This window comes from Aquabacterium soli, assembly GCF_003933735.1.
Lineage (GTDB): Bacteria > Pseudomonadota > Gammaproteobacteria > Burkholderiales > Burkholderiaceae_C > Aquabacterium > Aquabacterium soli.
Window position 1 is genome coordinate 1 of record NZ_RSED01000001.1, and the last position, 13,554, is coordinate 13,554.

The 13,554-nt window shown below is 58.0% G+C and carries 9 protein-coding genes; 8 read left to right on the forward strand and 1 reads right to left on the reverse strand.

Annotation, left to right across the window (positions count from 1 at the left end):
- Positions 1-354: 354 nt before the first annotated feature.
- The 8 genes from EIP75_RS00005 (at position 355) to EIP75_RS00040 (ending at position 12,626) form a co-directional block, all read left to right on the forward strand.
- Positions 355-861 carry an archaeosortase/exosortase family protein gene (locus EIP75_RS00005; protein ID WP_158622686.1) on the forward strand — a complete coding sequence of 169 codons (507 nt, stop codon included), beginning with the start codon at positions 355-357 and terminating at the stop codon, positions 859-861.
- A gap of 50 nt (positions 862-911) precedes the next feature.
- Positions 912-1,493 carry a hypothetical protein gene (locus EIP75_RS00010; RefSeq protein WP_125241180.1) on the forward strand — a complete coding sequence of 194 codons (582 nt, stop codon included), beginning with the start codon at positions 912-914 and terminating at the stop codon, positions 1,491-1,493.
- Positions 1,494-1,659: 166 nt separating this feature from the next.
- Complete coding sequence (locus tag EIP75_RS00015) at positions 1,660-2,964, forward strand: leucine-rich repeat domain-containing protein (protein ID WP_125241181.1); 1,305 nt, start codon at positions 1,660-1,662, stop codon at positions 2,962-2,964.
- Between the two features lie 17 nt (positions 2,965-2,981).
- On the forward strand, positions 2,982-3,707 hold the full coding sequence (locus EIP75_RS00020; protein WP_125241182.1) for a hypothetical protein: 726 nt from the start codon (positions 2,982-2,984) through the stop codon (positions 3,705-3,707).
- 1 nt (position 3,708) lies between these two features.
- Positions 3,709-6,447, forward strand: coding sequence for a transglutaminase-like domain-containing protein (locus EIP75_RS00025; protein WP_125241183.1), 2,739 nt, complete (start codon positions 3,709-3,711; stop codon positions 6,445-6,447).
- 115 nt (positions 6,448-6,562) lie between these two features.
- Positions 6,563-11,173, forward strand: a complete 4,611-nt coding sequence (locus EIP75_RS00030; protein ID WP_199758448.1) for an RHS repeat-associated core domain-containing protein — start codon at positions 6,563-6,565, stop codon at positions 11,171-11,173.
- Between the two features lie 6 nt (positions 11,174-11,179).
- Positions 11,180-11,779 (forward strand): DUF416 family protein, encoded by a 600-nt coding sequence (locus EIP75_RS00035; protein WP_125241184.1) that lies wholly within the window; start codon positions 11,180-11,182, stop codon positions 11,777-11,779.
- A 67-nt stretch (positions 11,780-11,846) separates the two neighbouring features.
- A complete protein-coding gene (locus tag EIP75_RS00040) occupies positions 11,847-12,626 on the forward strand; it encodes a hypothetical protein (RefSeq protein WP_148100957.1) in 780 nt (259 codons plus the stop codon).
- A gap of 301 nt (positions 12,627-12,927) precedes the next feature.
- On the opposite strand, the gene EIP75_RS00050 is transcribed toward EIP75_RS00040, so the two are convergent.
- Entirely contained in the window at positions 12,928-13,554 is a 627-nt protein-coding gene (locus EIP75_RS00050; protein ID WP_125241186.1) for an ATP-binding cassette domain-containing protein, read from the reverse strand.

Below are 13,554 nucleotides of genomic sequence, written 5' to 3' on the forward strand. Positions count from 1 at the left end.
CACCTGGCCACGGCCATTGGTATCGGCGCGGACATGCTATCTGCTACCTGGCAGCTTCGATTTATGGTGGTGGATGATGCCTCGTAAGCTGTTCGGCATATTCTCCTCAGATTAGGGAGTGACGCGTTAGAAATCGCCAACAAAGCGTTCCTGAGAGCGCGGACGCCTGAAATCTGATGAGGCGTATCTGCATTTTGCCAATTGCTGCAGGCGGTTCATGGAGTTGTCACGTCCCTGAAGTAATTTGTTTGGCTACATCCTCAGCAGAATCAAATGAACAGGCACCCCCTCCACGGTACGCCTAAGGGCTCAGGCACAGTGCTTCGTGCTGCCACCTCCAGATCCAGCAACGCCATGATGTGGCGCGCTGCAGTCTTCCTGGCGATTTTTGCGGTATTGCAGGGCTGGTACAGCACCGCAGCGCGAGACACGTGGATCGAGCGAATGGTCATTGATGAAGTCACCGTCAAATCGGCTGCGGCCTTAATACAAATCATTGACCCAACTACGGGCGTGCAGCCAGTGGGCTCTCGCCTGCAAGCGCCTGGTGGAGGCATCAACATCATCAACGGCTGTGAAGGCGTGGATGTCCTGTTTTTGATGATGGCCGCCATGCTGGTAGCGCCGATCTCCATCAGCGCCCGGCTCATGGGCATCTCGCTTGGTGTCTGCGTGGTTCTGGGCTTGAACCAGGCAAGGGTCATCGGGCTGTTCTATGCCTACCGAGGGGATCGTAGCCTATTCGACATGCTGCACGGCGTAGTCGCGCCATTGATGTTGATCGTGGCCGTGTCAGCGTACTTCCTGCTCTGGCTCAACTGGCATGCCCCGGTTAAACGTGACTCGCCTGCCGAGCCATGATGAGCACGGATGCCCAAAAAAACTTGTCTGGGGTCGCTGCACAGACGCTCATGCGTCTCGTGGTCACCGCAGTGGTATTGATCCCAGCTGCGGTGCTGTTTGGAGAGAGCATCGTCACGTGGCTGTTGCCATTGTTTGGCGCAGTCTTCGAAGCGATTGCCGGGGATTTCAAGCTGCTGCGCCTGGCCGTTGATCAAGAAGGTGCAGACCGCGTGCTGCGCGCCACCGTCATGTGGAAACACATCGTTTTCATCGGCGGACACGTGGTTTATCCCGACCCACGCGGTACAGCCAATGCGTCGACCTTGCTGGCACATGCACTTCAGGGGCCACTGGTGGCATTGTTGGTGACATGTGCGTGGCCTTTGAGCGATTCGCCTCACCATACCTCCTGGAGAGAACTGGGCATTCGGGTGCTGGCACTGTGTCCGATGTTGGCATTCCTGATCAGCGCAGACGTGCCTGTAGTGTTAGCCGGCGAGCTTTGGCAACTGGTATTGGAGGCGCTTGCGCCAGGTTCTGGCTCACCAGTGGTTCACTGGAAGAACTTCCTTCATGACGGTGGCAGATACGCCCTTGGGTTGGCGGGCGCCGTGATAGCCATTCAGTTCGCGAAGCGGTTCAACGCTTGAACATTGGCTGGGTTGAGCCCACTTGGTAGCCGAAATGAAACAACGCACGTCAAACTGTCACAGCCCGTCTGTAACGTGCTCCCCATAAGGGTGGAGCCAAAGAGATTTCTTTTAAGCATTGTCATTGCAATGCGCCTCCACCGATCTATGGACGAGTGGAGGACCTATGGGCAATCAGGTTGCGAGGTTGACGGTATGGCTTCGTGCGTTAAGTGTGGTCATCGTACTGACAGGGCAAGCGCCTATGTCTGCGCATGCGGGAATCTATGCGGGCCCAGCACAAAACGCAGCGATGTGGCTGGAATCACAACAAGCCAAGAGTGATGGCAGTTGGCGCGATAGCTCTGAATCACGCACATTCCTGCAAACCGCCGAGGCAGTTCTCGCCCTGCATCAGGCCAATCGGCGCAACGCGACATACTACGCTGGCCAGGCTTGGATAGAGAACCACGATCCGCAGAACCTTGATGCTCGCGCTCGCCGGCTGCTTGTACTTAGGGCCACGCAGTCCAGCGCACAACAAGACATCGATGCGCTGCTTGCGGCGGTGAATACGCCTGCTGCAGGACAGTCCGGATGGGGGCTTTCCAAACGCTATCGGTCGTCGCCTTTGGATACGGCTCTGGCGCTCGATGCTTTGAGAACTGCGGGCGCTACATTCTCCAGTGCCCAGGCCATTGCTTACCTCAAGTCCTCGCAGTTGACCGTCAGTGGTGATCAAGGCTGGGCAGCCGCTACGGGCACCACCACAGATGCGTACACCACAGCCCGAGTGGTTCAAGCACTGGCTGCTTACAAATCGTCTGACACCACCTTGGTGGTGCCGCTGAACAACGCTGTAGCCACACTCAAGACTAAGGTCACGGCCTCTTCAGCGCCACACGTTCGCGCCGCAGCGGCTCTGGCCTACCTGCGTCTGGACACTGCTTCCAACGACGCCAAGACGCTGCTGAACTCGCTGGTCACCATCCAGCGGCCAGATGGTGGGTTTGACTCTGGAGTCTTCGCCACCGGTCTTATCACCCAGGCATTCATTGCGGCAGATGGCAAGGATGCCAGCACCAGCCGCGAGCGCGTGGAGGTGAGCGATGCAGCGTTGCGCACAGCGATCAACGAAGCCTTGGGGCGCGGCGCCATGGACCAACTCAACCGGGGTGAACTGGCGGAACTCACCTCGCTGGACATTTCCAACCGGGGGGTGACCAGCCTCAACGGTTTGCAGCATGCCGTCAATTTGACAAGCCTGAATGCATCCAACAACGGCATCACCGATACGTCGCCCATCGCCGGGTTGACCAATCTGACTAACACCGACATAAGCGGCAATCCATGCGCAGAACCAGGCTGTGGTACCCAGGTCGCGTCGGGCGACGGAGACACGCCATTGCCGCTGTGGGCATTGGGAATCCTGGGCGCTGCATTAATGGGATTGATTGGCCGAACTGGACGCAGATCCGATTACGGCGCATGAAAAAGGGGAGTTTACTGATGAAAGATACACGCTGCACCGCTGTGCTGTTGGCGCTGTCGATCTTGCTGCCACTTGCGCATGCAGAGAGAAGCGCCATGAAGCCATCCAATGCCTCGCAAAACTCTCCAGTAGTTGCTCGTGGGTTAAGTCCAGAGCAGATTTCGGCCATTCGCAAAGTCGGGCGCAATGTCCTGGCTGCCAAGAAGGGCGGCGCGGAAGACGCAACCGATGTCGAGCAACTTGCCCAATTGCGGGCAACCCTGAGCCGCGTCGTCGCAGCGGATGTGGGGCCGCAGAACCGCGGTGTCCTGAGTGCATCGGTTCAAAACGAAATGCAAAAACTAGGCAATTCAGCGGAAAACGATGCTCACCCTCAGCCCGAATCGCGCAGAGCAGCTCGCGCGAACGCACGCGCCCTGGTCGCGCAACTTAAGGGCAGAGGTGAATGGAAAGCCTCACGTTCGCGTTCCGTTCCGGAAGACGACACCCTATCGGCGGGCATGCCAATTGGCAAACAGCGAGCTCAGCTATTCGAACGCTGGGCGGAAAAGCTCGACACCGCACTGGCCGACGATGGCCCTGATGGCCCGCGCGACCTGCTGGTATTGCATCAGCAACTGCAAGGTGAGTTGGGCCGCCCAAGCGATGTTCCCGCAGGCCGGGGCACGCCCACCCTCAAGGCCATGCCCGCAGAGACGAATCCTGCTCGGCGCGTGAAGGCATCCAAATCATCAGGGAACTGACATGCTACAAAACAGCATCAACCCCGCGCGACACCTTGCGCGCACTGCGACGGGCCTGACGATCCTCGCTGTACTCACTTTTGGCTGGAACGGCACGCAGGCCCAGGTCGTTACCGAAACACCCGAGATCGTCTATTCCAGCGCAGAAGCTCAACCTCTGCGTGACAAGGCAGCACAGCTTGGCACGGCCGTGGCCATCTACGAGTATCTTCACAACACGATCGATTACGCTCCCTATCACGGCTCGCGCTCTGGCTCGGTTAACACGTTCCTTGGTCAGCGCGGCAGCGATATAGATATTGCCAGCAGCCTGATCGCCATGCTGCGTGCGCAAAGCATTCCCGCCCGCTACGCAGTAGGGACCGTTCGCATGCCCGCTGCACAGCTGACCAATTGGCTGGGCATTAGCAGCCTGGACGCTGCAATCCAAGTCTTGAAAGATCAAGGTATCCAAGGTGTGGCGCTGGCGAATGATCGAAGCACAGTCGATTTTGAGCATGCGTGGGCCGAAGCATTCGTACCGTTCGACCAGTATCGCGGCATCCATACCGTCACCCCCGCTATCGATTGCAGCCAGGCTGCCAACGCGTCGCGCTGCACTTGGGTGCCCCTGGACGCCAGCTTCAAGCAAAAGACCTACAACGGCTTGAACTTGGATCCCTATAGCGCGATCACCTTCGACTACACGGCCTACTACAACGCAATCAAGAACAACGACGCGGCGCGGCGCGACAAGAACCCTCTGGCCATCTATGAGGAGCAGGTCGGTCAATGGCTACGAACCAATCACGCAGGCAAGACGCTGGAGGACGTGCAAGACGCCGGCAATATCGTCGAAATCCGCGAGGGCTTGCTGCCGGCCTCTCTGCCCTATCAGGTCATCGGCACCATTCGCCGCTATGACACGGTTGCTGCTCACGACGCTGCTGTACCCTCCACTGAAACCAAGAAGTGGGGCAAAACGCTGAGCATGAGGATGACCTACAGGGCCGTGTTCTCCGGCGGTGGCGTCATCAGCTTGAGCAGCGGAACTCCCAACATTCTTCTCGCCGAGATCGCAACCAAACGCTTGACCTTTGTCCCAGAATTCGATCCGGGCGACGGCTTCCCCAGCATGGTGGTGCGGCTAGGCGGCATCGAAATCGCGCGCCCCATCGACAGCCGGGGCAGCAACGGTGATGTGCCCTTGGGCAGCGTCGTGACCATGGAAATAACGATGAGCGGTGCGCCTTCAGTGGTCTCCGGCCAGCCCGACCGGGACATCAGCGCAACCTATCAGGGTATGGTGGGCGGCTATTACCTCATCGCCACGGGCGGCGAGTCATCCAACTGGACCCAGGTTCATCGAGCGGCCGGAGAATTGTTGGATGCCAACGACCTCTACAAAGTCGTCTTTAATCCAACCGAAGCCGGTTGCCAGGCAGATGGCACCAACTGCACCCCCTACGTGGACGCCAACGGCAACGGCTGGGATAGCACGGATACTAAGCTGCTGGAGAACCGCCCAGCCCTGGACGCCCTGACGGGTGGATTGATCCATGTGGCTGCCACCCAGTATTACGCCAAATTGCGGGAACAGTTCGAGCGCGTCGACCGGCTGAGAAAGGTCAAGACGCCGGTACTCGGGTTCCTAGGAGTGGTCAGTTCCGTCTACGAGGCTGAGTACATCAATGGCACGGCGTTCTCGATCCTGCCTGGCGGCCTGCTCATCGACATGAAAGGCATCACGATTGGCGGATCCTACCGCAGCAACGATACTGCGCTGAACTACTCCAGCAGCCAGTTTGAGTTCATGGGGCATCTTACTTCTTCGCTGGAGCATGAAATCTGGCAGGAGCTGACCGGCTACGATGCGGTATCGACCGTGCGCGGCATCCAGATGGCTTTGGCCAATGGGGCGACCCTACTCAACCTCAAGAAGAACGCCAGCATCGACACCCTGCCTGCGTCGTATCTTAGCTTGGGCTTCAGTGCCACCGTGCCCTCAGGCTTCACCTATACGCCACTCACGGTCTACTCAACAGCGCCAGCAACGTGGACCCATGGGACGCAGGGCAAGACCTTCGACACGATGCTTCCCACAGTCACCACTGCTACCAGCGCCACGCAAAGGCGCGTGGGTCGATTCGTCTACTCCACCAGCACGGGAATATATGCTTGGTCGGAATGCGTCGATTACTGGGAAGGGCAATTGCAGGCGTACTACAACGCGAACGGCAATGCTTCGATTCTTCCGATATCGATGTGCAACCAGACGTTCTCCGGCCCTGTGCTCACCGTGATCAGCCAGTTACAGAACTATTGGCTCTACACGATTATTCCGTATTACATCGGGCAAGTGGATTTCGATTACTACGACCGCAACAAGGGGTTCTCACCCACTGGTCGCATATATCGCGCTTATCCGCAGGCCAGCGATGCCTATGACACAACGACCATCGCATTCTTCCGTAATGATCTGTATCTGCGCGATCTTTCTCAGTCGTGGGTGGAGTACACCCTGCCTTCGAAATTGGCTACCGGATCGAACTACCGCTTCGAGGTAGACATTCGATCAGAGTGGGAGACTGAAACCGGTTACCTCATATCGATGGCGATGGAGATCATCAATCGAAGCATCTCCGCCGGAGGCGGCTACGTCGGCCTGGAGGGCCTGAAGATGCGGAGTGATCCGATTAACTCGTCCAAAGCGATAGATGCCGACCCAGACAATACCAAAGCTGTTACGCAAGGGGACTGACATGATGCGCCGCTTCACATCCTCAGCAGTGGATGGCTCTGCTGTCGCCTGCACAAAGCCTTGGTCGACCCGTCATCGCAGGGCGCTGTGCACCATTACGCTAGCCTGTTTCACCTTGACGAACACAGCCCCCGCCTTGGCAGGCGGCTACGTTGATGGCAATATTGTTCTGACCCCTTCTCGATCAATCAACCTCCAGAATGCTGGCGTTGGTGGCGCAACGCCTTCCGTTGTCCCTACCTTCAACAACGACCAGTTCAACGACCAAGTGCTGGTGGGCACCGTCAACAACGACCCCATCCGCACACCCTCCACAGCCGACCCGGTCTCTACCGTCACCGGCAACAACTACCATGATGAAACCGATTTCGTCATTCGCGGGCGCAATGGCCTGAACACGGCTTTCACGCGCACTTACAACAGTGCGCCCAGCTCCACCAAGGTGGATCGCGGCCTGGGTTACGGCTGGGTGCACAGCTATATGATGCGACTGAAGTCCAACGACTTTGGCGACTGCCCCAACTGCACCACCAGCCAAAAACCCGAGAACGGCAACAGCAAAACCAGCTCTATCACCTACACCGACGAGCGCGGCGGTGAGCAAAGTTACCTGGTGAACGAAACCAGCTTTGCCGTCATGTCACCAAAGGGCGTGTACGACACGCTGGCGCTTGACAGCCCCAGCGCTGGTCAACACACGCTGACCTTTCGCAACGGCATCAAATACATCTTTGAGGTTCCGACCGGCAACCTCAAAACCACGCCCAACGTGGTTGCCCGCCTCAAGTACATCGACAACCCATGGGGTGACCGCCTGACGCTGACTTACGACGTCAACGGGCGCCTGTCCACCATTACCGATAACCTCGGCATTAGTGGCCGCACAGGCATCACCTTTAGCTACCACCCCGATGGTCGGCTCAAGGATGTGACCGATTGGACCGCGCGCAAGTGGAGCTACGCCTACGACACGTCTGGAAACCTGCAGACGATGACCAACCCCTTGTCACAGGTGCTGACATACAGCTACGACGGACCCAAGCACCTGCTGACCAACATTGCTAAGTCCCTACAGCGTGACGGTAAGACGGTGGCTACCAAGTTCAAGTATTACGAGAACGGCCGCACCTTCCAGCAAACCAACAGCTTCGACGTGGGCGACACGCTGGACTATGACCTCTACCGCAAGAGCACCCGCGTGACCGACGCTCGAGGCGGGGTGCGCGAGTACCACTATGACGACAACGGCCGCATGACCAAGCTCGTGGAACCCGACGGCGGCGTGCTGCTCTTCGAGAACCAGGGCGACGCCATCCGCAGCAAGAAGTACGACGCGCTGGGCTATGCCACCACCTACAGCTACCGCGCTGACAAGGCCTTCACAGGCACGTCCGATGCCTTTGGCAACGTCACCCGCGAGCAAGATGCCCTGAACCGCACGGTGGACATCACCTACGGTTCACTGGACCAGGTGGCCACCACCCAGGACAAGCGCGGTACCACCAGCACCACCACGTTTGCCACCTCAACCTCGGCCTGTGATCACAACCAACGTCCCAAGGAAACCCGTATCAGCGCACTGACATCGGCCGGCACCACCAGCACCAACGTGCTGCTGGCCAGCCTGTGCTGGAACAGCAATGCCACGCTGAACTACAGCCGCCAGTACCTCGACGCCACCCGCTACCGCGAAACCCGCCTGACCTACCAGCCCGGCAGCAATGGCCTGAACGTCAGCCAGGAAGACATCGTGGGCATGCCCTCAGGCACCACCGTCACCAAGACCTACACCTACGACAGCCTGGGCCGCAAGAAGACCGAAACCCTCAAGCGCCGCACCAGCCCCACCAACGCCACGCTGATCGACCTGACCACCAGCTACGACTACGACGCGCTGGACCGCGTGATCAAGGTCACCGACAGCCTGGGCAACGAGGTCATCAACCGCTTCGATGCCAATGGCATGCCCTGGCAGGTGACGCACCGCTACAAGCGCAGCAACGGCACGTTCGAGGAGCGCAACGTCGTCACCCGCACCTTTGACGCAGCCGACCGCGTCAAGACCGAGGCCGACGCCCAAGGCAACACCACCACGTACGCCTACGACAACGCAGGCAACGTGATCACCGTGACGGACGCCGAAGGCCACATCACGCGCTTCGAGTACGACGCCATGAACCGCCGCACCGCCGTGGTGGACGCCACCGGCTACCGCACGGAGACGATCTACAACCTGCGCGGCGACGTGGTGGGCGTCAAGAACGCCAACGACGAGAAGGCCAGTTTCGAGATCGACGAGCTGGGCCGCAAGAAGGCCGCCATCGACGCCAAGGGCTACCGCAGCGAGTTCCAGTACGACGAGAACGGCAACCTCCGCTGCGTGATCGACGCCAACGCCCAGGCGGGCTTGAAGCCCAAGAACACCCTGGGCTGCACAGAGCACCGCGCCTACGACGAACTCAACCGCGTCACCAAGATCACCGACGCACTCAATGGCGAAACCAGCTTCACCTACGACCTGCTGGGCAACCGCCTGACGGTCAAGGACGCCGAAGCCAAGACCTGGAGCTTTGCCTACGACGACCTGGGCCGGCTGACCAGCGAGACCGACCACAGCGCCAAGGCCATCGCTTACAAGCCTGATCAGGCAGGCAACGTCTACGAAAAGACCAACCGCCTGAACGAAGTCACCCGCTACACCTTTGACAACGGCAACCGCCTGACCCGGGTGGACTACCTCAAGGACAACACGGCCGAGACCTTTGGCTACGACCCCGCAGGCAACCGCAGTGCCGCTGCCAACGGCAACGTGAGCTACACCTTCACCTGGGACAGCCTGAACCGCCTGGAGCGCAAGGACGACAGCCGGGGCCGCTTCATGGCCTTCACCTTTGACAAGGTGGGCAACATCCTGACCAAGACCACCTACCAGGGCTCAACCACCAGCTACGTGTACAACGCGGCCAACCGCCTGGTGATGCTGCGCAACCCCGACTACACGCAGGTGGACTACCAGTACGACCCGGCCGGCCGCCTGCTCAGCCGGGTGACGGCCAACGGCGCGCGCCTGACCCAGCAGTTCGACGCCAACGGCTGGGCCACGCAGTTGAGCCAGTATGACGCTGCCAACAACCTGGTCAGCCAGACCAGCTACACACGCGACCGCGTGGGCAACATCACCAGCCAGACGGACGTCGGCGGCACCAGCAGCTACACGCTCGATGCGCTGTACCGCCTGACGCAAGCCGACCTGCCCGGTGCGGCCAACGACGAGCTGTTCAGCTACGACAAGGTTGGCAACCGCAAGACCTACACCAAAGGCAGTTTGAGCCAAGGTGGCAGCACACGTTTCTACAACTACACCGCCAACACCAACCGCCTGGCCGACATCCGCATTGGCAGTGCCACGGGCACGGTGGAGTCGAGCTTCGCGCACGACTTCGAAGGCCGGCTCACCAGCCAGAGCGGCATCGGCGCCAAGACGCTGACCTGGGACGCCAAGGGCCGCGTCAAGACCGTGGGCGCAGAAAGCTACAGCTACGACCCGATGGACTACCGCATCGGCAGATCAGGTGGCAGCCTGGGCAACCGCAGCTACTTCCTGGAAGGCGAGCACCTGGAGAGCGAGTACTCAGGCGAGCAACTGCAAGCCAAGTACTTCCGGGGCAGCAGCGTGGACGAGTTGGTGGCCGCGTGGATGTACGACACCGACAGCAAGCTCAAGCCCTTCTTGTTCCACCACGATCAGGTCACCAGCGTGACGGCGGTGACGGGGCACAATGGTGGCACCACGCAAAGCGTGAAGTACATGGCCTTCGGGCAGGCGCAGTCCAGCACGGGGAGCAGTCCGAACAGGCTCAAGTACACGGGGCGTGAGGACGATGGGAATGGGTTGATGCAGTATCGCGCCCGTTCGTATGATCCGGCAATTGGACGGTTCATCAGCGAGGACCCTTTGGGATTCGCGGCGGGTGATGTCAATTTTTACCAATACGCTGGAGCGAATCCGGTCAATGCGAACGATCCTAGTGGGCACGTACTGAACTTCGTTGCTGGCGCAGGGGCAAGTGTTGTTGCGGGTGGACTCATTAGATATGCAACTTCCGGGGGCAACTGGGATGCTGTTTTTGATTCCAAAGCTATCGCTGTTGATGCTACATTGGGTGCAGTCGGCGTAGGCGTTGCAAACAAACTGAAATCATTAGCGGAACTTTCCGCTCGATCAGGCTTGGCGGGGCGAGCAAATCAGGTATGGCAGGCTGTACCCTCAATAACTCAATCTAAGACAACGATTGCTGCAACACGTGCGATTGATGCCTCTGGCAAATCTGTCACGATTATTTCCTCCAGCGAAAAAGCGCTTAGACCCGCGCAACGAGCATTGTTGGTCGAAGGTGAAATTGCTGCCGTAGGGATGGGACACGCTGAAGTTACAGGCGTAAATGCCGCAATCAATGCTGGACTCAAGCCTGTTGCTACAGCAGCATCCCGTCCAATTTGTAGTGCTTGCCAATCCTTTTTGGATGATCTTGGGGTCGCTACAGCTTCGCCCTTGAAGTCAGGGGCATCAAATACGATTGGATTTAACTTGCCAAGTGTGACATTTGGAGAATCACTGGCTGTGGGGGGGGGCGTTGGTTCGCTTTTTGGTGCTGCCAACGGAGGTTTTTTGATCTACCCAAACAAAGCTAACACCAACTCCTCGGTCGGGGTTTATCAGAAGTAAAATGCAATGATTCAATCGGAAGTTCATGAGGCGATATCAAGGCTTTCTGCAAATAAATGTTATCTGGTTGGTGTCGGTCTTGTTCGCAGGCTTGCGCCCGGATTTGATTTTTTTGCAAAAAAACATGCCCAGCTTGAGCGTGGCGAAGATTTCCTGCGCGCCTTGTCGAGAATTCAATCAACTTATGATGTCGCGTTGTCAAAGCAAGGCGTATTTGGTGAAGTGGCATCAGTGATTGCCCACCTCACCCCCGACACCAATGATTACGACGACTTGAGTGCGTCTTATGCGCTTGACGCAGCAAGTTCGGCATGGTTATTGGCAACTTGCCTTGGGAGCCCTATGCACGAAAAGGTTCTGCAGATATCAGTCTTATCTATTGACTCTGCGGATAGGGTGATACAGGAATTGGAGCGGATTGATTTTTTTGACAAAAATATTGAAAAACTCATTCAGAATCATAAAATAATGCTGAAAGAGTTGATGGCGCAAGCCAAAATTATCGAGATCGCGAGCGGGAACCATTCTGAGGAAATTATATTGAGCGAGATCATTGGGTATGCCGATTCGAATCTCGGCTCGGTGGCGCTTCGACAGATGGACTAGACGCACGCAGTGATGTCATTTAAGCCAACAAAGTCAATTCCGACATGAGGGAATCGGCGTAAAGCAAATGACCCAGAGGAATTTTTTCTTGCGGCGATGGGATGATTTTACTAACTTCATCGATTCATATCGAGCTATTCAGTTCAAGTTGTCTCCAAAGCCCAAGCATGAGCCATTGACAACAAAGCAAATGAAAACTCGACTGCAGGAGGAGCTGAGTCGGGCACTGGAGGAATATGGCTTTTGCTTAGTCGCTTCCAACTCGGAGGTGGTCACATGGGGGCGTGCACACCCTTTGGTGGGGCAGGATGGGCTGTCAATTCATTTCCTCACCAAACATGCCCCGGAAATATTGCGAGTTGACATAGTAGTAGGATTCATTGTCCCCTTAATACAAGAATCTCTGACCAAAGTCAGCGGCGAAAATCTCGATCCCGACGGAAAGGCTGTTGTCGGAAGTTTTTTCTCTGGAACCAGGCTCAGTCGCGCGTACGACGATCCCCTCCGCCCCAAGCGGCGACACCCTTTCCCAGACAGCTTTACTTTCAGGAACACTGACTTTCGTATGGAGGAAGTCGAATTTCTGAAGCAAACAATCCGACAATACGCACTGCCTTACTATGCTCGGTTCAAGTCGCTTGGCGATTTGAGAACGATTAGCAAATCAGCAGAGAATCAAGCTGCGCTTCTTGTCTGGTTGGGCGATTCAGAATCGGCAGTCAGCCTGTTGAATGAAGAGTTGGGAAAGCCCATCAGGCGGTACAGCTCCAATATGCGCGCCAGATTAGAGTGCTTGCGAAATAGCATTGTGACGGGGGAACTGCAAAAGCTTCTGGCAGAAAATTGACTGAACGTCAGCCAAGAAGACATCGTGGGCATGCCCGCTGGACTGCGGGATCAATGGCACTGACATGTCCCTTGCAGGTGACACACCGTGGCCGTGTTGCCATTTAGTTTGCAACACCGGCCCCCTGCGCTTGAAAACCTCGACCTTCAGCTCCCAATCCAGGCCCACCGTCGCGCAAAGACGCAACGGGGCTGCCGATGCTTCATGCCTGGCCGAACATGTCGGTCAATGACCTTGGCGGAGACTCGTCCTATGTCGAATCCGCTGGTTATCCTGAGGATTCCCGGGCTCTCAAGGTTCATCAACCCTGCGCCTGAAGCTCGTCAAATGAAATCACGCCGGCGCCGACAATGCGGGCGAACTCGGCGTCGTGGGTGGACATGATCACCACGCAACGCTCGCGCAGGGCTTGCAGGCATCCGGCCAGCACCTCGCGGGTGGTCTGGTCCAAGCCGTTGCTGGGCTCGTCCATCAGCAGCACGGCCGGCGCGCCGATCCAGGCCGCCACCAACATCGTCTTCTTCTGGGTGCCCAGCGACATGTGCCCGAAACGCGTGTCCAGGTAGGGCCGCAGGCGGAAACGGTCCACCAGGGTCTCGACCTCGGGGCCGATCACCGTGCACTTGGCGCCTGCGATGAATTGCAGCAGCTCCCGGCCTGTCATGAAAGGGTAGAGGGGGCACTCATCCGGCACGTAGGACAGCCGGGCCTTCGCCGCCACCGGATCGCTCTGCAGGGAGTGTCCGTCGATGTGGACCTCGCCTTCATCGGGATCGAGGATGCCCGCCAGGATGGCCAGCAGCGTGGACTTGCCGATGCCATTGGGGCCATGCAGCGCATAGAGCCCGGGCGCGAAGCTGTGGCTGGCGCCTTGCAGCACACGGCTACGCCCAAAGGCCTTGGAGACTCGGTGGAAACGCAGGCTCAT